The 19,833-nt window shown below is 62.3% G+C and carries 18 protein-coding genes and 1 pseudogene; 10 read left to right on the top strand and 9 right to left on the bottom strand.

Going from position 1 to position 19,833, the window contains the following annotated elements; translation table 11 throughout:
* The first annotated feature begins 24 nt into the window (after positions 1–24).
* The 7 genes from gap (at position 25) to V1294_RS07955 (ending at position 7,367) form a co-directional block, all read left to right on the top strand.
* Positions 25–1,032, top strand: a complete 1,008-nt coding sequence (gap, locus tag V1294_RS07985; protein WP_334496219.1) for a type I glyceraldehyde-3-phosphate dehydrogenase — start codon at positions 25–27, stop codon at positions 1,030–1,032.
* Between the two features lie 126 nt (positions 1,033–1,158).
* Positions 1,159–2,355: a phosphoglycerate kinase gene (locus tag V1294_RS07980; protein WP_334496217.1), complete on the top strand. Its 1,197-nt coding sequence runs from the start codon at positions 1,159–1,161 to the stop codon at positions 2,353–2,355.
* 50 nt (positions 2,356–2,405) lie between these two features.
* Positions 2,406–3,473: a class II fructose-bisphosphate aldolase gene (gene fba / locus V1294_RS07975; protein ID WP_334477021.1), complete on the top strand. Its 1,068-nt coding sequence runs from the start codon at positions 2,406–2,408 to the stop codon at positions 3,471–3,473.
* 125 nt (positions 3,474–3,598) lie between these two features.
* The gene (locus tag V1294_RS07970; protein ID WP_334477020.1) at positions 3,599–4,636 is read left to right on the top strand and encodes a class I fructose-bisphosphate aldolase; all 1,038 of its coding nucleotides are present in this window, start codon (positions 3,599–3,601) and stop codon (positions 4,634–4,636) included.
* 2 nt (positions 4,637–4,638) lie between these two features.
* Positions 4,639–5,364 (top strand): thiamine phosphate synthase, encoded by a 726-nt coding sequence (locus V1294_RS07965; RefSeq protein WP_334496214.1) that lies wholly within the window; start codon positions 4,639–4,641, stop codon positions 5,362–5,364.
* 9 nt (positions 5,365–5,373) lie between these two features.
* Positions 5,374–6,534, top strand: coding sequence for a tetratricopeptide repeat protein (locus V1294_RS07960; protein WP_334496211.1), 1,161 nt, complete (start codon positions 5,374–5,376; stop codon positions 6,532–6,534).
* Between the two features lie 38 nt (positions 6,535–6,572).
* Entirely contained in the window at positions 6,573–7,367 is a 795-nt protein-coding gene (locus V1294_RS07955) for an inositol monophosphatase family protein (RefSeq protein WP_334496209.1), read from the top strand.
* 201 nt (positions 7,368–7,568) lie between these two features.
* Here V1294_RS07955 and V1294_RS07950 read toward each other — a convergent pair.
* The 3 genes and pseudogenes from V1294_RS07950 to V1294_RS07940 form a co-directional block, all read right to left on the bottom strand.
* A pseudogene (locus tag V1294_RS07950) lies at positions 7,569–7,718 on the bottom strand (transposase); the annotation flags it as partial.
* 271 nt (positions 7,719–7,989) lie between these two features.
* Complete coding sequence (locus V1294_RS07945) at positions 7,990–8,712, bottom strand: metallophosphoesterase family protein (protein WP_334496207.1); 723 nt, start codon at positions 8,710–8,712, stop codon at positions 7,990–7,992.
* Positions 8,702–9,496 carry a hypothetical protein gene (locus V1294_RS07940; RefSeq protein ID WP_334496205.1) on the bottom strand — a complete coding sequence of 265 codons (795 nt, stop codon included), beginning with the start codon at positions 9,494–9,496 and terminating at the stop codon, positions 8,702–8,704. Before V1294_RS07940 ends, V1294_RS07945 begins: the two co-directional genes overlap by 11 nt.
* A 146-nt stretch (positions 9,497–9,642) precedes the next feature.
* On the opposite strand from V1294_RS07940, the gene V1294_RS07935 reads away from it, so the two are divergent.
* Positions 9,643–9,864, top strand: coding sequence for a hypothetical protein (locus tag V1294_RS07935; protein WP_334496203.1), 222 nt, complete (start codon positions 9,643–9,645; stop codon positions 9,862–9,864).
* Between the two features lie 47 nt (positions 9,865–9,911).
* Here the strand turns inward: V1294_RS07935 and V1294_RS07930 are convergent, their stop codons facing one another.
* Positions 9,912–10,118, bottom strand: coding sequence for a hypothetical protein (locus V1294_RS07930; protein WP_334496201.1), 207 nt, complete (start codon positions 10,116–10,118; stop codon positions 9,912–9,914).
* Between the two features lie 156 nt (positions 10,119–10,274).
* On the opposite strand from V1294_RS07930, the gene V1294_RS07925 reads away from it, so the two are divergent.
* On the top strand, positions 10,275–10,475 hold the full coding sequence (locus tag V1294_RS07925; RefSeq protein ID WP_334496199.1) for a transporter associated domain-containing protein: 201 nt from the start codon (positions 10,275–10,277) through the stop codon (positions 10,473–10,475).
* Between the two features lie 141 nt (positions 10,476–10,616).
* Here V1294_RS07925 and V1294_RS07920 read toward each other — a convergent pair whose 3' ends face one another.
* Positions 10,617–11,624 (bottom strand): tetratricopeptide repeat protein, encoded by a 1,008-nt coding sequence (locus V1294_RS07920; protein WP_334496197.1) that lies wholly within the window; start codon positions 11,622–11,624, stop codon positions 10,617–10,619.
* A 94-nt stretch (positions 11,625–11,718) separates the two neighbouring features.
* Here V1294_RS07920 and V1294_RS07915 point away from each other — a divergent pair, with 94 nt between their 5' ends.
* Positions 11,719–12,921 (top strand): MBL fold metallo-hydrolase, encoded by a 1,203-nt coding sequence (locus tag V1294_RS07915; RefSeq protein ID WP_334496195.1) that lies wholly within the window; start codon positions 11,719–11,721, stop codon positions 12,919–12,921.
* 121 nt (positions 12,922–13,042) lie between these two features.
* Here V1294_RS07915 and V1294_RS07910 read toward each other — a convergent pair whose 3' ends face one another.
* The 4 genes from V1294_RS07910 to V1294_RS07895 all read right to left on the bottom strand — a co-directional run bounded on the left by V1294_RS07910 (position 13,043) and on the right by V1294_RS07895 (position 19,694).
* Complete coding sequence (locus V1294_RS07910; RefSeq protein WP_334496193.1) at positions 13,043–13,738, bottom strand: CPBP family intramembrane glutamic endopeptidase; 696 nt, start codon at positions 13,736–13,738, stop codon at positions 13,043–13,045.
* A gap of 301 nt (positions 13,739–14,039) precedes the next feature.
* Positions 14,040–17,195 (bottom strand): multidrug efflux RND transporter permease subunit, encoded by a 3,156-nt coding sequence (locus tag V1294_RS07905; protein WP_334496192.1) that lies wholly within the window; start codon positions 17,193–17,195, stop codon positions 14,040–14,042.
* 9 nt (positions 17,196–17,204) lie between these two features.
* Positions 17,205–18,410, bottom strand: coding sequence for an efflux RND transporter periplasmic adaptor subunit (locus V1294_RS07900; RefSeq protein WP_334477011.1), 1,206 nt, complete (start codon positions 18,408–18,410; stop codon positions 17,205–17,207).
* A gap of 252 nt (positions 18,411–18,662) precedes the next feature.
* Positions 18,663–19,694, bottom strand: a complete 1,032-nt coding sequence (locus V1294_RS07895) for an SAM-dependent methyltransferase (protein WP_334496190.1) — start codon at positions 19,692–19,694, stop codon at positions 18,663–18,665.
* Positions 19,695–19,833: the final 139 nt, after the last annotated feature.

Genomic DNA, 19,833 nt, shown 5'->3' with positions numbered 1-19,833 from the left:
CCGGCTATTAGAGGAGAAACGAGCATGGCAATCCGCGTCGGGATCAACGGATTTGGCCGCATCGGCCGCAATATCTTGCGAGCCATCGCCGAATCCGGCCGCAAGGATATCGAGGTGGTCGGGATCAACGATCTTGGCCCGGTCGAGACCAACGCCCACCTGCTGCGCTTCGATTCCGTGCATGGCCGCTTCCCCGGCACCGTGACCGTCGACGGCGACTCGCTCAACCTCGGCAACGGCAAGATCAAGGTTTCCGCCGAGCGCGATCCCTCCAAGCTGCCGTGGAAGGCCCTCGGCGTCGATATCGCGCTGGAATGCACCGGCATCTTCACCGCCAAGGACAAGGCCTCCGCGCATCTGACCGCCGGCGCCAAGCGCGTCCTGATATCGGCGCCTGGCGAGAACGCCGATGCGACCATCGTCTACGGCGTCAACCATGACACCCTGACCAAGGATCATTTGATCGTCTCCAACGGCTCCTGCACAACCAACTGCCTCGCGCCGGTCGCCAAGGTGCTGAACGACACCGTGGGCATCGAGACCGGCTTCATGACCACGATCCACGCCTATACCGGCGACCAGCCGACGCTCGATACCCTGCACAAGGATCTCTATCGCGGCCGCGCAGCGGCGATGTCGATGATCCCGACTTCGACCGGTGCTGCAAAGGCGATCGGCCTCGTGCTGCCTGAACTGAAGGGCAAGCTCGACGGCGTCGCGATCCGCGTGCCGACCCCGAACGTCTCGGTGGTCGATCTCAAGATCGTCGCCAAGCGCGCCACCGACGTCAAGGAAATCAACGCGGCGATGAAGCGCGCCTCCGAGCAGCAGCTCAAAGGGATCTTGGGCTATACCACCGCGCCGAACGTCTCGATCGACTTCAACCACGATCCCCACTCGTCGACGTTCCACGAGGACCAGACCAAGGTGCAAAACGGCACGCTGGTGCGCGTGATGTCCTGGTACGACAATGAATGGGGCTTCTCCAACCGCATGGCCGACACCGCCGTGGCGATGGGGAAGCTGCTGTAAGTCTCGTGTCCCGGACGCGGCGCGGCACGAAGTGGCGCGACGCAGAGCCGGGACCCATCCAGTGTAGGTCCCGGTTCAGCACAGCGGCACTTCGCGCCGCCGTGCGCCCGGGACAAGAGAGCGCCAATGTCGAAAACATTCCGCACCCTCGATGACGTCGACGTGAAGGGCAAGCGCGTGCTGCTGCGCGTCGACCTCAACGTGCCCATGGAGAACGGCCGCGTTTCCGACGCGACCAGGCTCGAGCGCGTCGCGCCGACCATCACCGAAATTTCGGACAAGGGCGGCAAGGTCGTCCTGCTCGCCCATTTCGGCCGGCCAAAGGGACGCGACGCCAAGGATTCGCTCAAACCCGTCGCCGCGGCGCTTGGGCAGGTGATCAAGAAGCCGGTCGCCTTCGCCGACGACTGCATCGGTGAGGCGGCCGCCAAGGCCGTGGCCGCCATGAAGGATGGCGACATCCTCTGCCTGGAAAACACCCGCTTCCATAAAGAGGAAGAGAAGAACGATCCCGCGTTCGTAGCCGAACTCGCCAAGCTCGGCGACATCTGGGTCAACGACGCGTTCTCGGCCGCGCACCGCGCGCATGCTACGACCGAAGGCCTTGGCCACAAGCTACCCGCCTATGCCGGCCGCACCATGCAGGCCGAACTCACTGCGCTTGAGAAGGCGCTGGAAGCGCCGACCAAGCCGGTCATCGCGATCATCGGCGGCGCCAAGGTATCGACCAAAATCGACCTCTTGGAAAACCTCGTCAGCAAGGTCGATGCCCTCGTCATCGGCGGCGGTATGGCCAACACCTTCCTGCATGCGCAGGGCGTCGGCGTCGGCAAGTCGCTGGCGGAAAAGGATCTGGCCGCCACCGTGCTGCGTATCGTGGAAAAGGCCAGTGCCGCGAACTGCGCGATCATCCTGCCCGTCGACGCCGTGGTCGCCTATCACTTCGCGGCCAACTCGCCCTCGCACGCCTATGGGCTCGACGCCATTCCGGCCGACGGCATGATCCTCGACGTCGGCCCGCAATCGACCGCGCGGATTCACGCCGCGATCGACGACGCCAAGACGCTGGTCTGGAACGGCCCGCTCGGCGCATTCGAAATGACGCCGTTCGACCGCGGCACGGTGGTTGCGGCCAAGCACGCGGCAGAGCGGACCAAGGCGAAGAAACTGATTTCGGTTGCGGGTGGCGGCGACACCGTTGCGGCGCTGAACCAGGCCGGCGTATCAGGCGATTTTTCCTATGTTTCGACGGCCGGCGGCGCGTTTCTCGAATGGATGGAAGGCAAACCGCTGCCTGGCGTGGAAGTTCTGAAGCAGCGTTAAACCAAGATTTAATGGAGCGCCAAAGGCGCGGCAAATACAGGAGAATTTGAATGGCTCGCATTACCTTGCGTCAACTGCTCGATCATGCGGCAGAGCACGATTACGGGGTGCCGGCTTTCAACATCAACAATATGGAGCAGGCGCTTGCCATCATGGAGGCCGCCTCTTCGCTCGATGCTCCCGTCATCATCCAGGCCTCGCGCGGCGCGCGCTCCTACGCCAATGACGTCATGCTCCGCCACATGATGGACGCTGTCACCGAAATCTATCCGCAGATTCCGGTCTGCGTGCACCTCGATCACGGCAACGAACCTGCGACCTGCATGACCGCGATCCAGGCCGGCTTCACCTCCGTCATGATGGACGGCTCGCTGAAGGCCGACGGCAAAACGCCCGGCGACTGGGACTACAATGTCGGCGTGACCAAGACCGTCACCGACATGGCCCATCTCGGCGGCATCTCGGTGGAAGGCGAGCTCGGCGTGCTCGGCTCGCTCGAGACCGGCATGGGCGACAAGGAAGACGGCCACGGCGCGGAAGGCAAGCTGTCGCACGACCAGTTGCTCACCAATCCCGATGAAGCCGTGAAGTTCGTCAAGGAGACAAAAGTCGACGCGCTGGCGATCGCGATGGGCACTTCACACGGCGCCTACAAGTTCACCCGCAAGCCGGACGGCGACATCCTCGCCATGAAGGTGATCGAGGAGATCCATCGCAAGCTGCCGAACACGCATCTGGTGATGCATGGTTCGTCCTCGGTGCCGCAGGACCTGCAGGAAATCATCAACGCCAATGGCGGCAAGATGAAACCGACCTGGGGCGTGCCGGTGTCCGAAATTCAGCGCGGCATCAAGAATGGCGTACGCAAGATCAACATCGACACCGACAACCGCATGGCGATGACCGGGCAGATCCGCAAGGTGCTGAAGGACAATCCGGAAGAGTTCGATCCGCGCAAATACCTCAAGCCCGCGATGGAAGCCATGGCCAAGCTGTGCAAGCAGCGGCTGCAGGAATTCAATACCGCAGGCCAGGCCAGCAAGATCAAGAAGGTGCTGACGACGGCCGAAATGGCCAAGCGGTACAGTAAGGGTGAGCTGGACCCCAAGATCGCCTGACAAGATCGCCCTAGCAGTCCGCCCGCGCCTCGCAAACACCCCCGCTGCGACGAACGTTTTCTAGGCAATTGCCCGAGAACCGCCTATTTTGGTGCGCAAGGGCATGATGTTTCTGGAGAACTTCGATGAATCTTGCTGACCTCAACAAGGTTGCCCTCGCCATGGTCACCCCGGGCAAGGGCATTCTCGCCGCCGACGAATCCTCGGGCACGATCAAGAAGCGTTTTGACGCCATCAAGGTCGAATCGACCGAGGAGAACCGCCGCGACTATCGCGAGATGCTGTTCCGGTCCACCGAGGCGATGAGCAAGTACGTCTCGGGCGTGATCCTGTACGACGAGACGATCTGGCAGAACGCGAAGGACGGCACGCCGCTGGTCAAGCTGATCGAGCAGTCCGGCGCGATCCCCGGCATCAAGGTCGATGAGGGGACGCAAGCGCTGCCGCAATGTCCGGGCGAACTGGTCACCGTCGGTCTCGACAAGCTCGCCGAGCGCCTGAAGAAATATTACGAACGCGGCGCGCGCTTCGCCAAATGGCGCGCAGTGATCGACATCGGCGCGGGCATCCCCTCCATGACCGCGATCAGCGTCAACGCGCACGCGCTGGCGCGCTATGCCGCGCTGTGCCAGGCGGCGCAGATCGTGCCGATCGTGGAGCCGGAAGTGCTGATGGATGGCGATCACGACATCGACCGCTGCTATGACGTCACCCAGCGTGTGCTGAACGAGACGTTCCAGGAATTGCGGGTCCAGCGCGTCGAACTCGAAGGCATGGTGCTGAAGCCCAACATGGCCGTTTCAGGCAAGAAGTGCGCGAAGCAGGCTTCCGCCGAGGAAGTCGCCGAGAAGACTGTTCGTCTCCTGAAGGCGTGTGTTCCCGCAGCCGTGCCGGGCATCGCCTTCCTTTCCGGCGGACAATCCGATGAGGATGCGACCGCGCATCTGAACGCGATGAACCGGATCGGCGGCCTCCCTTCCAGTTTGCCTTGGAGACTGACCTTCTCCTATGGCCGGGCGTTGCAGGCGGCGCCGCAAAAGGCGTGGTCGGGTAAGGCCGAGAACATCGCCGCGGGCCAGCGCGCCTTCACGCACCGTGCGCGGATGAATGCGCTGGCGAGCAAGGGCGAGTGGGAAACCGGCCTTGAAAAGAAGGTCGCCTAGACTTGGCTAATAAACCTGTTCCGCCGCGCCCGGCGCCGCGCCTCTATCTCGCGACATCAGAGGTGGACGATCCGTCGCAGCTCGCAAGCATGCTTCCGGAGCTGTTGGCAGCGGCCGACATCGCGGCGGTGCTGCTGCGGCTGAAGCCGACCGACCAGCGCACCATGATTTCGCGTGTGAAGACACTGGCGCCCGTGATCCAGAATGCCGGCGCGGCGCTGCTGCTCGACGGCCATGTCGAACTGGTGGCGCGCGCGGGCGCCGACGGCGCGCATCTGAACGGCATCGCCGCGCTGGAGGATGCCTTGCCGTCGCTGAAGCCGGACCGCATTGCCGGCGTCGGCGGCCTTGCTACGCGGCACGATTCGATGGCCGCGGGCGAACGGGGCGCGGACTACGTGCTGTTCGGCGAACCCGACGCCGAGGGCCAGCGGCCCTCGGTGGACGCGATTGCCGAGCGCCTGCAATGGTGGGACGAACTGTTCGAGCCGCCTTGCATCGGCTTTGCCGCCTCGCGCGAGGAGGCTTTCGAATTCGCAGCCGCCGGCGCGGATTTCGTGCTGGTCGGCGATTTCATCTGGGCCGACCCGCGCGGCGCCAAGGCGGCGCTGACCGATGCCGGACAGGCGATCGCGCAAGCGTACGAAGCGGCGTTCGGAAAAGCCAGGACCGGCGCTGAGAAGACCGGCACTGAGAAGACCGGCACGGACAAGACCGGGCACGGATAACGCCGGACCATGAAACTCCTGCGACCCATATCGCTGCTTGCGGGCCTCTTGATGACGACGACCGGCGCCACGGCGCAGATCTCGCTCACGCCGCCTGCCGCGCAGCCGCCTGCGAGCGCCGCGAAAAAGGAGGCGCCCAAACCCAATGCTCCGACGGCTGCGAAAAGGCCTGCTGCGACACCGACGCCGACGCCGTCGGCGCCGCTCAAGCCTGCGGTAACGACCAAGCCCGCAGCAACGCCTGTGCCCTCGCCCTCGCCGACGGCCGCTTTCGAGGACCCGAACGTCGACAGCGTCTACGGCGCCTACCAGCGCGGCCTCTACAAGACGGCCTTCGACCTCGCGACCACGCGTGCGCAATATAACGGCGACGCCAAGGCGATGACGATGCTGGGCGAACTCTATGCCAACGGGCTCGGGATCAAGCGCAACTATGCGAAGGCCACCGAGTGGTACCAGCGCGCGGCGGACGCCGGCGACCGCGAGGGCATGTTCGCGCTCGCCATGATGCGGCTGGCGGGCCGCGGCGGCCCCACCAATCGCGAACAGGCGGTCAAGCTATTGGCGTCCGCGGCCAAGCTCGGCAACCCCAAGGCGGCCTACAATCTGGCGCTGCTCTATCTCGACGGCAACACGCTGCCGCAGGACACCCGGCGCGCCGCCGAGCTGCTGCGCGCCGCAGCCGACGCCGGCAACCCGGAAGCGCAATACGCGCTGGCGACCTTCTACAAGGAGGGCACCGGCGTGCCGAAGGACATCGAGCGGGCGGTGCGGCTGCTGCAGGCGGCTGCGCTGGCCGACAATGTCGATGCCGAGGTCGAATACGCCATCGCGCTGTTCAACGGCACAGGCACGCCGAAGAACCAGCCGGCCGCGGTCGCGCTCTTGCGCAAAGCCGCCCGGCAAAACAGCCCGGTCGCGCAAAACCGGCTGGCCTGGCTGCTGATCTACGGCGTGGGCACCCCCCCGGACAAGGTCGAGGGCTTCAAATGGCATCTCGTCGCCAAGACTGCCGGCAAGGGCGACCCCAAGCTGGACGAATTGCTTGCCGAGCTCAGCCCCGAGGATCGCGCCAAGGCCGAGGCGGCGGCGCGCAAATGGACCGGAACCGCCGACAAATCACGCCTTGACGGCGGCATATCAGCAGGGCACCCAGTCCCTAAACCCTGACGGCATTGCGCCGTTCCCTCACACCATAAGCTCACATCATGCTCTACTCAGCCCTTATCAACGTCATGGTGAAAGCCGCGCGCCGCGCCGGCCGCAGCCTCAAGCGCGACCTCGGCGAGATCGAGCATCTGCAGGTGTCGCTGAAGGGGCCGGCGAACTTCGTCACCAAGGCCGACAAGCGCGCCGAGGAAATGCTGTATGAGGAGCTCGCCAAGGCGCGGCCGGGCTACGGTTTCATCGGCGAGGAAGGCGGCAGCCGCGAAGGCGCCGACAAGACCCACACCTGGATCGTCGATCCCCTGGACGGCACCACCAACTTCCTGCACGGCATCCCGCAATTTGCGATCTCGATCGGCTTGCGCCGTGAAGATACCATCATCGCCGGCGTGATCTACAATCCCGCCAATGACGAATTGTACATCGCCGAGCGCGGCAAGGGCGCGTTCCTCAACGACCAGCGGCTGCGCGTCGCCGGCCGCCGCAGGCTCGATGAATGTGTGGTCGCCTGCGGCCTGCCGCATATCGGCCGCGGCGACCACCAACTGGCACTGAACGAAATGGCCGCGCTGCAGAACAAGGTCGCCGGCTTCCGCCGCTTCGGCGCCGCCTCCCTCGACCTTGCCTTCGTCGCCGCCGGCCGCCTCGACGGCTACTGGGAACGCAATCTCTCGCCTTGGGATATCGCGGCGGGGCAGATCATGGTGCGGGAAGCGGGCGGGACGGTGACGGGCATCGACGGCAAGGATGATGCGCTGAAGACGGGGCACGTAGTGTGCGGCAACGAGTTCGTGCACGGCGAGCTGGTGAAGATACTCGGGCCGCTGGGAAAATAGGGCGACGGTCCCAAACCACGCGCCGTCGCATCATCCGCGATCGGGTGATGCAGCCTTCCGGAGGCGGCGGAAGGACACGGAGGGGCCTCGGCGCTCCCAGCCAAAATATTGAAAACAACCCCATGCACAGTAGCCGGCGCTCGTCGAGTGCCGAAGTAGACATTTGACACGTCGGGCAAATCAGCGAGATAAGTCCAACATCCACCGAACGAAGCGATTGTAACAGGTCGTGCGGGGACCATAGGTCGCCGGCAGGTCGCGCCATGGCCGCACCTGAACGCAGGACCCAAACGATGCCATCGAGCACGCGGCGGTCATCTACTCGCCGAACGCCGCGCGGTTCGGCAACATCGGCTTAATGGCGGTCCACTCATGTTCGCTGAATCGCTACGTTCACTGACGCGCGGATTGGTATTGCGTGGCTGAGTGCTCCTCCTTCCCACCGCCGCTCCACCATTAACACTGGTCTGACGCAGCCCTGGCCTCGCAGGATGCAAAGTACTCTTCGGATTGCGACCGAAGGCCTGCTCGGCCTGGCGCGAATCCGAAAGTACGCGTGGACTTGGGTGACTGCCCAGAGACGACTCGCTCGATGCAAGGGGCTTTCAGGTGACTCCCACCGTCAGACGGAAATGAGCGCATAGGGCAACCCTGAAGGCTTCTGCACGCCCATGGCGACGTTGTACACCCGCGCTCCGGCGGGCGTGCGGCCCTCATACTTCCCGCGATGCGCATGACCATGCACGACGGCGCATACTTTGAAGCGGTCAATGGTCTCTGCAAGGCGCGAGCACCCGAGAAAGGGATAAATTTCGAGAGGTTCACCCTCCACCGTGTCGACAATCGGGGCATAGTGAAGGACCACGACGGCGCGCCGGCTGTTCACCGTGCGCATGATGTTCTCCAGCCGCATCGCTTCATTCATCGCTTCGGCAACAAACGTCTTGATCGCCGGCTCGCCGAAAGAGCTTAGCATTCGTGGACCAAATCCGCCGGCAAAGCCCTTCACGCCAATAAATGCCACGCCATTAACTTCGGCTGCCTGGCCATCGAGCAGGTGTACGCCCGCGTCACAAAGGATTCGTTTCACCTCGTCGGCATGTCCCGACTCGTAATCGTGGTTCCCAAGGACGCCGATTACTGGGACAGAGCAGACACGCAGCTCTTTAGCGAGGATTTCGGCCTGTGCCGGAGTTCCCGTATCGGTGAGGTCGCCGCAAAGGACCAGGGCGCCGGCATTCTTCGAGATTGCTTGAAACAATTCGCGGAGCGAGCCCGACTGCCCATCCTTCACATGAAGATCGCCGATGCTTGCAAATGTGAATGAACTTGCATCATCGGTCATTGCCGCACTCGTCTTCGACGTTCAGGAAGCCCCATTTCTCGGTCGCACTTCGATAATCGGAGCTGGAAAGCAACCGACCGCGGCAGAGTTTCGTCGCCGGTGGCGGACCTTCCCGCTGCCGACTCAATCGTTCAAGAAGATCGTCAAGCAGCCAATCCGGAATGGCATCTCGCTCACTCGGATAGATCCAACGAAACATGAGCAGATGACAAAGCAGTATTTCCCAATGTGGGTTCATGTACATGATCAGGCGCTGCCAATCGATTGCCTCTCGCTGCTTAAGAATGAGATGGACGATATCGACGCCATCATGACGGTTCCGCTTCTGGATGAACGCCTTGGTCCAGATCAGCTCGGTGGGGTTGATCACAGGCACGCAATGCCCGAGCACTTGAGCCTGTGCTGCATACTGAAACCACTCTTCCTGAACCGGCACGGCGCCATTGCTGGAACCAAAGATGACGTCAACGAAATCGCGACCGCAGTGAACTTTTCCCAGCCAACTCTCATCCGCCGATACCCGATTGTTCCGCTGTAGGTGAGAGAGCAGGCGAGGGAATTCCGCGGCAGTCGTAAAAATGTCTAGGTCCTTTGTCGGGCACCGCGCGTGGGTATAAAGATTTACGGCGTACCCGCCTCCGATCATGAACGGAAGGTCCGATTCGAGGAGATCCCTCAGGACACTTGAATAGAACTGCTCCGTATGGGTAAGAGACGCGAGCTTGAACGCATCGACACCTGTCGAACGTTCCGTACCCGGCGCTGGGCGATCTCGCGCGTGCACTGATCACTCCATTTGGTTCCTGAATACTAATCGGCGCGCATCGTGGAAGTTCCTTTGAGTTCCGAATTGAACGATTCGGCGCGAACGGCCGGGCGGCAGCACAAGGCGTGCGAAAGAGCAGGACAAACGCTTCCTGGCGACGTGAGGTGGACAATCGGTTGATTGTCTTTGACTGCGTGCCGGCCCGCGCCGCGCCAGAAACTTCAGCCCTTGTCCCTGAGCGCATTCGTGGCGAAAAAGAACTCCTCCAATTCATCGCGCGCTCGCGACGAAAGGTGGCGGATGTCCTTCAAATTCGTCTCGAGAGGCAAACGGTCACGCACCTGCGAGCGCGCTTCAACATTGCAACAACAGCGGCGATGACCTAGCGCGATCCCTCTCAAAACGAACGGTCGCCGCAATCATTCCGATAGTCTCATCCAGGCGGCTGCAACCCCGGCGAAGTCAGCCATTCATCGATATGAGCGGCATCGCGCGCCTTCTTCAAAAGAAAGTCTCGATCCTCTAAAAGAAGGTCTCGATCCTCTCCCGGCGGCAGACGCTCGGCTTGCCCTCTGACCTGCTCGGCTTCTCGGAGAAGGCTCTCTTCAATCGAGGTCGAGGGCCTGCTACGGTGCTTCATGAGGGGCCTCCGTCGTTTCGGTTCCCCGCCCGAGGCCCATTGATAACCCCGCTGACTAGGGCCGGGTTCCCTCTCCGCACGGTAGGAGCATCATGCTGATCGGCATGCTATCGGGCGCTTTCCCAGGCGCTACGTGCCTGCGCTCGAATTGCAGAATTGATCGGGATTTCCCTTCCTCCATCGCGGTCCTATCAGACCAGACGTTTGCTGGGTTTTTTGCTTCAGGAGTTCGGTACCATCCCTACCATTGGCGATAGAATTGATGTTAAGGGATGGCGATTCGAAATTGTCGACCTCGACGGCAGGCGCATAGACAAGGTTTTGGTCAGCTGGCTTGGAGCCCCAATAAATGCTTGATAGCTGCTCCTGGCACCTTTGAGACATGTCCGCCTATCCTGAGAATGTCCGTTCGCCGGGGTAGACCGGAAGTCGCCGTCATCCGGTCAAACCGACGCGAGCGACCCACAGCAGACATTGCTTCCGCGACGCACGGGAATACTACCGTTCCGGTTTCGACTTCCACTCAACCGCCAGCTTCTGCGCTTCGGCGATCTGTGCCGGGGTCATCTGCTGCGCGACGCGATTTCGATTGCTGATCGCATCTTGGTCACTTCGCGCAGCCGCCAAACTGAGCCACATGTATGCTTGAATATTGTCTTGCGGCACGCCTAGTCCCGTAGCGTAACAGAGGCCAAGATATACCTGCGCTCCAATATGACCTTGGTCTGCAGCGCGGCGAAACCACTTCGCAGCCTCGATCCGGTTCTCGGACACGGCCACGCCCGCGAAATGCAGGACCCCGACGTTGAACTGCGCACCATCGTTACCGCGCTCGGCGGCAAGGTGATACCACTTCAATGCTTCAGCTTTGTTCTGAGGCACCCCATTGCCGTTGTCGTACAAGGTCCCCAGGTTGTACTGGGCGAAGGTATGGCCTTGATCGGCTGCGAGGCGCCACCACTTTGCAGCCCTAGCGTAATTTTTCGGCACACCTTGGCCGCCGTCGTACATGAACCCGAGTGCGTACTGCGCCTCGGCATTGCCTTGGTCGGCCAGCGGACGCCAGAGCCGTAGCGCGGTTGCGTAGTCGCGTCTGCTATGCGCCGCCTGCGCATCCTCAAACGGCCCCGCAACAGCGCCTCCCGCCATCGACAGCGGCGAAGCGAGCGCGAGAAGGACCAGGAGGACGATCGGCATGGGAAACCTCAATTGGCGTCGCGCGATCGGCGCGGCACGCGCCGCCGTCGCGACGATGGCGGCTTGTTTGTCGCGGGCCGCCCGCGAAAGGTTCACCGCCGACGGCCTCTTGCGGACACAGACGAACGACCATTGCGCATTAGCCCGGATCCGTGCCTTTGCAAGCATGTCGCCTATTGACCCCAACCGGACATGTCGCGAGCCGCTACTCGAATCGACCCGTCGGAAAGGGAAGTAGCTTTGCCAGATCGAGAAGTCAGAGCTCAGGTCGGCATTTTTCTTGACGAAGCAGTTAGTCGGTAGGATCATATTTGACTTGAGACGCCCGACCTTCCGGAACGAACCCGTGCGGTCCCGCGCCTTCTGTTTATGGCCTCGTGGTTGGCAGAACGGGAGGTTAGCAATGGCGATCGATTACACCTCAGCTTCAATCGCGCTATCACAAACAGGTGCTGCTCAGGCGCCTCGGCGGCAGTTTTTCTGCGACGAGGTTGCGCGGCGAGAATTTGTCTGCGGCGGAGGCGCCAGTCTCTTTAGCCTGATACTTGCTACAATACTCGGTGGCTCGAAGCCGGTCAGGGCGCAGGCCGTCACTGGGTCATTGCCCGAACTCGACCGCGTGGCGGTTCGAATCGTGATCGATAGCTATCAGTTCGCTGTCGCCCCGAGCAGAAAGCTGCCCAACCTCGATATCCAGCACTTTGGCTGGGGTCTTAGCGAGAAGCCGCCGCGCAGAACGTTGGTCAGCGAATTCGGCCTTGCGATGCAGGTCGAGTCGCGACGCGGCAACGAGACGCGCAATATCCTGGTCGATTTCGGTTTCACGCCGGAGGCACTTCTCAACAACACGAATCTTCTTGGCATTGATCCCGCGGCCATCGACGCACTTGTGCTCAGCCACGGGCACCAGGACCATTTTGGCGGTCTCGTTGGTTTCTTGCAGGCGCACAGTGGCAAGCTAAAACCCAAACTGCCGTTGTTTGTCGGCGGCGAAGGATGCTTCTGCGCGCGCGAGTGGACTGGCCCGCCGGTGCGGGGCAGCTTCGGCGTCATCGACCGCAAAGCACTCGAGGCGGCCGACATCGCCGTTACCGTCGCGGACAAACCTGCTCTGGTTGCGGATCACGCCGTGGCTACGGGGCAGATCAGTCAGAAGACCTTCGAGAAGGTGTTGTCACCGAGCGCAATGACCATTGGTTTCGACCGCGGCATCGGCTGTTATCCCGAGCGCCTCAGCGAGGCGGAACGTACTGCGCCCGTCGTACCGGATCAGTTTCAGCACGAGATCGCAACGGCGTTCAATCTGAAAAGACGGGGGCTTGTCGTCCTAACTTCATGCAGCCATCGCGGCGTGGTCAACGCGATCAAGCAAGCTCAAGCCGCCTCCGGCGTGGAAAAAATTCATGCGGTGATCGGGGGCTTTCATCTTGCGCCCTATCAAGAGGACTACGTTCGAGATACGGTCAAGGCACTGCAGGAAATCGATCCGACTTTCGTGATTCCGCTGCATTGCACGGGGGAGCCTTTTTACGAAACCGCGCGAGCTGCGATGCCGACAAAGCTCTTACGCTCGTACACCGGAACTCGATTGGTTTTCGAGGCGTGAGCGTAGCCTAACCATCACATGAATGTCCGTTCGTGGCAGGCTAGCCGACATGGCCGGACTTGCCGCTGGGTCGCCGTGTAGCGATTGACCCGTTTCGGAAGTCGCCATTCCTATGATCAACCTACCAAGCACGGCTGTAGATGCGCCAAAGAAAGGCAACGCCTCCGGCAAAGTAGAACGCGTCATACGCAGCGTGTGCGATGATCGGCGCGATCAGGTTGCGCGTAGACATAAAAATTATCGAAAGTACCAAACCGGCAAGCGTGGCAAAGACCACGGCGCCGGCACCATACGACCAATGGATACCTCCGAAAATCAATGTCGATGCGATGATTGCCATCGCGGGCGACATGCCTCGCAAGAGCAGCAGATTGATAAGATAGAAACGAAAAACAACTTCCTCGCTCAGTCCCACAAAGACCATGCCAACTGTGCCGTCAAAATATTGGAGCGCAGAATTGGTTGGTAAAGGAAATCTTGTTACTCGCCAGCTATGAGCGTTCAGATATTGGATGAATGTTGCGCCGACGACGTTGGCGCTGATCAAAGTGACCGTCCCAATAAGAGCCGTCAGAAGTTTTTTTGTAGACGGCATGGCGAGACGCCAAGGTATGGGAAGCGAAGTCGGCTCGTTACGTAACAGCAGATAGAGAAACGCGAGGCTAAATATCCGGCAGGCATAGTCCGCAGCAACAAAGGCCGGGTAGCCCGGGAAATAGATGTAAATCAGCTTGTTGAAGAAGAAAGGTCCGATGATAAAAACTGCAGGCAGCAGAGCATCCGGTCGCCACCACCCATTGCTTTGGTCGCTCACCATCTAAAGCAGCATTCGTGTTACGCTGTAATCGATCAATCTGCAGCGCTTTCGCAACTTCATTCCGATATCATTCACCAAGGCCAAACTGCTGGCAACAGGAGGAAGCGACTTCCGGATTTGGCACATAGCGTCGTTTCGCTGCTATGGAGCGGCACGTCGGATATCGGGGCATGGCGGACGCTGGCGCGGCGTCAGCCCGGCAACTTTATGAGTTCACGGACTGGATGCATCGGCCGCCGCCTCCGCCAAGGCTTCTCGACGGCCCGAGACCGCAAGTCGGGGGCACGGAGCATGACAGCGTCTATGACTTCACCGGCGCCGGCGGGCCAGCCACCTCGGCTCCCGCCGCCTCCTCCACCTTCTCCCGGTCCCCCGCCAGCACGCGCTGCACGGAGACGAAGAACACCGGCACCATCAACAGTGCCAGGATCACCACCGCGATCATGCCGCCCATGACGCTGGTGCCGAGCGCCTGCTGGCTGGCACCGCCGGCGCCGGTCGCGATCGCCATCGGCAGCACGCCGCAGACGAAGGCCAGGCCTGTCATCAGGATCGGGCGGAAGCGCAAGCTGCACGCTTCGATCGTTGCCTCGACCAGCGGCTTGCCCTGCGCGCGCAAATCCTTGGCGAACTCGATGATGAGGATGGCGTCTTTTGCCGCCAGGCCGATGATGGTGATCAGGCCGACGGTGAAATAGACGTCGTTCGGTAGCCCCCGCATCGTGGCGGCAATGACGGCGCCGCAGATGCCGAGCGGCACCGTCAGCAGCACCGCGAGCGGAATGGTCCAGCTCTCATAGAGGGCGGCGAGCAAGAGGAACACCACCAGCACCGAGAGGCCGAGCAGGAACGGTGCCTGCGAGCCCGACAGCTTTTCCTGCAGCGACTGCCCGGTCCATTCGAAACCGAAGCCGCGTGGCAGCTTGTTCGCCAGCCGCTCCATCTCGGCGATGGCGTTGCCGGACGTAAAGCCGGGCTTGGCTTCGCCGGAGATGCGCACGGCGGGATAGTAGTTGAAACCCGCGATCTGGGTCGGCCCCCTCGACCACTGCACCGTGGCAAAGGCGGAGAACGGCACCAATTGCCCGCGGCTGTTCTTGACGTTGTAATTGAGGATGTCGTCCGCGTTCATGCGGCTGGCGCGGTCGGCCTGCACGATCACGCGCTGCATCCGGCCGCGGTTCGGGAAGTCGTTGATGTAGTTCGAGCCGAGATTGGTCGAAATCGTCTGGTTGATGTCCTCGAAGGTGACGCCGAACGCGCCGGCCTTTTCGCGGTCGATCATCAGATTGACCTGCGGCGCCGGCGGCAGGCCCTCGACATAGACCTTTTGCAGCACTGGGCTGGCATTGGCTTCGGTGATCAGCCGGTCCGCGGCGGCGACCAGCGCCGGATAGCCTTTCTGGCCACGGTCCTGCAGGCGGAACGAGAAGCCTGAGGAGTTGCCAAGGTTGTCGATCGGCGGCGGCTGCAGCGCCGAAATTTTGGCATCGCGGATCAACGACAGTTCGCGGTTGATGTCGGCTACGATGGCGGCGGCGGAATCCTTAGGACCCCGCTCCGACCAGTCCTTCAGCGAGATGAAGGCCTGCGCGGTGTTCATGCCCTGGCCGAGGAAGCTGAAGCCGGTCAGAAAGGTGACGTCCTCGACACCTGCACGATTGAGCAGGTACTTCTCCACGGCTTCGACGGCAGCCTCGGTACGGGCATAGGAGGAGTCGGACGGCGTCTGCACGTCGGTCGTGATAAAGCCCTGGTCGTCGACCGGCAGGAAGCCGCCCGGCAGCCGGACGAAGCCCCAGCCGAGGCCAATCAGCAGCGCGGCGTAGATCAGCATCAAGCGCCCGGTGCGCTTCAGCGAACCCTTGACGGTGCGCGTATAGCCGCCGCGGCCGGAATCGAGCACGCGGTTGAACCAGCCGAACACGCCCTTGCGCGCATGGCCGTGACCGGCTTCGACCGGCTTCAAGAGCGTCGCGCACAGCGCCGGCGTTAACGACAGCGCCAGCAGCGCGGAGAAAGCGATCGCGGAAACCATGGTGACGGAGAACTGGCGGTAGATGATGCCGACCGATCCCGGGAAGAACGCCATCGGCACGAACACCGCCATCAGCACCAGCGTGATGCCGATGATGGCGCTGGTGATCTGCGACATCGCCTTGCGGGTGGCTTCCTTCGGCGGCAGGCCCTCCTCCGCCATGATGCGCTCGACGTTCTCGACCACGACGATGGCGTCGTCGACGAGAATGCCGACCGCCAGCACCATGCCGAACATCGTCAGCATGTTGATGGAATAGCCGGCGGCCATCAGCATCGCGCAGGTGCCGAGCAGCGCCACCGGCACCACGATGGTCGGGATGATGGTGTAGCGGATGTTCTGCAGGAACAGGAACATCACGATGAAGACCAGCACCACCGCCTCGACCAGCGTCATCAGCACCTTGTTGATCGAGGCCTTGACGACGGGGGTGATGTTGTAGGGGATTTCGTAGCCGATATTGGCGGGGAAGAACTTTGACAGTTCTTTCATCTTGGCTTCGACGGCGCTGGCAGTCTGCAGCGCGTTGCCGGTCGGCGACAGCAGCACCGAGAGACCTGCGGTCGGCTTGCCGTTCAGCCGCGTGTTGAACTGATAGCTCAGGCCGCCGATCTCGATGCGCGCGACATCGCGCAACCGCACGGTCGATCCGTCCGGATTGGCGCGCAGCGTGATCGCGCCGAATTCGTCGGGCGAGGCGAGCTGGCCCTTGACCAGCACCAGCGCCGAAATCTTCTGTTCCGGCGTGCTCGGCTCGGCGCCGATGCTGCCGGAGGCGACCTGCGCGTTCTGGGCTGTAATGGCCTTGTTGACGTCGTCGGCGGTCAGGCCGTAGCCGACGAGTTTTGCCGGATCGACCCAGATCCGCAACGAACGTTCGGTGGAGTAGAGCGTGGCACGGCCGACGCCGGGAATGCGCCTGATTTCGCCGAGCACGTTGCGGATCATGAAATCGCCGAGGCCGATTTCGTCGAGCGAGCCGTCGGTGGAGTTCAGCGTGATGATCTGCAGCACGGCGGAGGAGGCCTCCTCGACCAGGATGCCCTGCTGGATCACCGCGCGCGGCAGCCGCGCCTCGACGCGCTTGAGGCGGTTCTGCACTTCGACCGAAGCCGCGCCGGTTTCGGTACCAGGCACGAAGTTGGCGATGATTTCGACCTGCCCCAGCGAGTCAGAGGTGGATTCGAAATTGAGGATGCCGGAGGCGCCATTGAGCTCCTCCTCGATCAGGCGCGTGACGCTGTTGTAGAGATTTTCGGGCGACGCGCCGGGATAGCTGGTCGAGATCGAGATCGAGGGCGGCGCGATGATCGGATATTGCGCGACCGCCAGCAACGGAATCGAAATTGCGCCGATCAAACAGATGAAAAGCGCAACCACCCAGGCGAAGATCGGCCTGTCGATGAAGAAACTAGGCATATCCCGATCTCAGCGGGCGGCTTGCGTCGCCGGCGCACTCGGTATGGTACCCACCGAGGCATCCGCATCGATCCACGCCTTCGCCTTGACCTTGTCGCCGGGCACGAATTTCTGGAACCCGTCGACGACGACACGGTCGCCGTCCTTGAGGCCCTCGCTGACCAGCCACAGGCCGTCCTGCACCGCGCCGGTGCGGACCGGCTGCGTTGCGATACGGCCGTCATCCTTGACCACGAACACCTCGCTGCCGCCACCGGCGTCGCGCTGGATCGCCTGCTGCGGCACCGCGATGGCGTCGGAGTCGATACCCTGTTCGATCAGGACGCGGACATACATGCCGGGGAGCAGTTCGCGACTAGGATTCGGGAACTGTCCGCGCAGCGTGACCTGTCCGGTATAGGCATCCACCTTGGCTTCGGAAAACAGCAACTTGCCGGGAATCGGATAGACCGTTCCGTCGTCCAGCACGAGGCGGACCTTGGCTGCGTCGGGCGCAATCCGGTCGAGATCGCCATTGTCAAAGGCACGGCGCAGCTTGTGCATCTCCGAGACCGACTGGGTGAAGTCGGCATAGATCGGGTCGAGTTGCTGGATCGTGGCGAGACTGGTGGTCTCGTTCTGCACCACCAGCGCGCCTTCGCTTACCAGCGCGGCGCCGACGACGCCGCTGATCGGCGCACGGATCGTTGCATAATCAAGGTTCAGCTTGGCGCGCGCGACTTCGGCCTTGCGGCTGCCGACCTCGGCCTCGGCCTGGCGCTGGGCCCCGATGGCCTTTTCATTCTCAGCCTCGGGCGCCGCGCGCTGGCTGGTCAGTGTCCCGATGCGCCGAGCATGCTGCGAGGCGAGATCGAACGCGGCGATAGCCTTGTCCAGTGCGGCTTCGCTCGCCTGCAGTTCGACCTCGAACGGCTTGGGGTCGATCCGGTACAGCGGATCGCCGGCGTTCACCTCGGTTCCCTGCTGGAACAAACGCTCGACGATAATCCCGGAGACGCGCGTGCGAACTTCCGAAACCCGCGTGGGCGCGATCCGGCCGGGCAATTCACGCACGAGGGCGCGGGACTGAGGCCGCACGGTGAAGGTGCCTACTTCAGGCTCTTGCGGTTTTGCCGCGGCGGTAGCGGCGATCGGTTCATTGCAGCCAGCCAAAAGCGGCGCCATCGCAGTCAACATCAAAACGATGCATGCCGATCGCGTTTGTAGTCCGGACATTGAAAGCATTGCCCCAGTTCAGGTTGGAGAGCGCGAATTGAGCATCCGCGACGTTATCGTCGGAAGACGTCGTAAGGGTCCTTGGAACTCACGGTTGATGGAACATAGGATAGGGAGAGCCTGCTGCGACGCAATACGGTTTCGTGGCGGCCCAATGTCACACAATGCTATCGCACTGAATTAACGTCGGTTTTTCCGGACTCACTCGATTGTGAGCCGGGTTCCATCTACTCATTCGCAGGCGTAGATGGGTTAACCGGCAGCCGCCTTCAGCCGGTAATGGCTGACGCCCCACTCGCTGCCGCCGGCGTAACCGAACAGGCCTGCGGTGGCGAGCAGGAACCAGCGCCAGCGCCGCATCCACAACGCGGTCTCGCCGCCATGGACCTTGCGAAGCACGCGCTCGATTTCGTAGCGATGCGTGTCGAAGTTCTCCAGCCAATCCTGCGCGGTGCGCTGATAGTGCACGCCGCTCCAGCGCCATTCCTTTTCGACCCCGAACAGATCGGCATATTGCCGGATCAGATGATGGCTCGGCATCACGCCGCCGGCAAAGAAACGTTGCGCGATCCAGTCCTCGCCATCGGCGCGATCGAACAGATAGGCGCCGGAGCGGTGGGTGAAGATGTGCAGGAAGAAGCGGCCATCGGGTTCCAGCCATGTACGCAGACGCGTCATCATTTCGCGCCAGTTCATCATGTGCTCGAACATCTCGACGGAGACGACACGGTCGAACTGCGTGTCGGGCGCGAACACGTTCATGTCCTGCGTGATGACGCGCAAATTGGCCAGACCTCGCTGGGCGGCTTCGCCCTCGATGTATTCGCGCTGCGCGTTCGAGTTGGAGACCACCGTGACCTGCGAATGCGGAAATTGCCGCGCCATCCAAAGCGACAGCGAACCCCAGCCGGAGCCAAGTTCGAGGATCGATTGCCCGTCGGCCAGGTCGGCATGCTCGACAGTCTGGCGCAGCGCTTCCTCCTCGGCCTCCTGCAGGGTCGAGGCCGCCTCCCGGTAGAAGCAACAGGAATATTTGCGATTGGGACCGAGCACGCGGGCAAAGAACTCGGCCGGCACCTCGTGGCCGCGGACATCGGGCTCGTCGCTATATTCGGCGATGGCGCGTGCCGCCATTTCGTCGGCGAGCCAGGCATCGCTTTCCGCATTCCCGGTGGCGAGCCGCGTGGCGGCGCGCGAGCAGAGCTGGTGGATTGCGGCCCGGATAATGGCGTCGGGCAGCGGCACGCGCTCGGCGGTTCCCATGATCGCGGAGACGAAGCTCATGTGACCACTCCCTTCGGCAGAGAACGGGCTGCTGCGGCTGGTCTATCCCGCAACAAGTGCTCCCTTCGAATAGCCGCTGGACGGGGCGGCCGGCCCACCAGGGCCCTCCATCGCAGCCGAAAGCGATGCGGGGACGGCC

The organism is Bradyrhizobium sp. AZCC 1678 (genome assembly GCF_036924765.1).
GTDB classification, from domain to species: Bacteria; Pseudomonadota; Alphaproteobacteria; order Rhizobiales; family Xanthobacteraceae; genus Bradyrhizobium; species Bradyrhizobium algeriense.
The sequence above is the reverse complement of the archived record's forward strand: the minus strand, read 5'-3'. Positions and strand labels throughout refer to the sequence as shown.

Bases quoted from the DNA above. Each gene is read 5' to 3' on its own strand.
- V1294_RS07955 (WP_334496209.1), top strand. From the start codon at position 6,573: ATGCTCTACTCAGCCCTTATCAACGTCATGGTGAAAGCCGCGCGCCGC.
- V1294_RS07960 (WP_334496211.1), top strand. From the start codon at position 5,374: ATGAAACTCCTGCGACCCATATCGCTGCTTGCGGGCCTCTTGATGACG.
- fba (WP_334477021.1), top strand. From the start codon at position 2,406: ATGGCTCGCATTACCTTGCGTCAACTGCTCGATCATGCGGCAGAGCAC.
- V1294_RS07920 (WP_334496197.1), bottom strand. From the start codon at position 11,624: ATGATCCTACCGACTAACTGCTTCGTCAAGAAAAATGCCGACCTGAGC.
- V1294_RS07980 (WP_334496217.1), top strand. From the start codon at position 1,159: ATGTCGAAAACATTCCGCACCCTCGATGACGTCGACGTGAAGGGCAAG.
- V1294_RS07945 (WP_334496207.1), bottom strand. From the start codon at position 8,712: ATGACCGATGATGCAAGTTCATTCACATTTGCAAGCATCGGCGATCTT.
- V1294_RS07910 (WP_334496193.1), bottom strand. From the start codon at position 13,738: ATGGTGAGCGACCAAAGCAATGGGTGGTGGCGACCGGATGCTCTGCTG.
- V1294_RS07905 (WP_334496192.1), bottom strand. From the start codon at position 17,195: ATGCCTAGTTTCTTCATCGACAGGCCGATCTTCGCCTGGGTGGTTGCG.
- V1294_RS07900 (WP_334477011.1), bottom strand. From the start codon at position 18,410: ATGTCCGGACTACAAACGCGATCGGCATGCATCGTTTTGATGTTGACT.
- gap (WP_334496219.1), top strand. From the start codon at position 25: ATGGCAATCCGCGTCGGGATCAACGGATTTGGCCGCATCGGCCGCAAT.
- V1294_RS07895 (WP_334496190.1), bottom strand. From the start codon at position 19,694: ATGAGCTTCGTCTCCGCGATCATGGGAACCGCCGAGCGCGTGCCGCTG.
- V1294_RS07915 (WP_334496195.1), top strand. From the start codon at position 11,719: ATGGCGATCGATTACACCTCAGCTTCAATCGCGCTATCACAAACAGGT.
- V1294_RS07930 (WP_334496201.1), bottom strand. From the start codon at position 10,118: ATGAAGCACCGTAGCAGGCCCTCGACCTCGATTGAAGAGAGCCTTCTC.
- V1294_RS07970 (WP_334477020.1), top strand. From the start codon at position 3,599: ATGAATCTTGCTGACCTCAACAAGGTTGCCCTCGCCATGGTCACCCCG.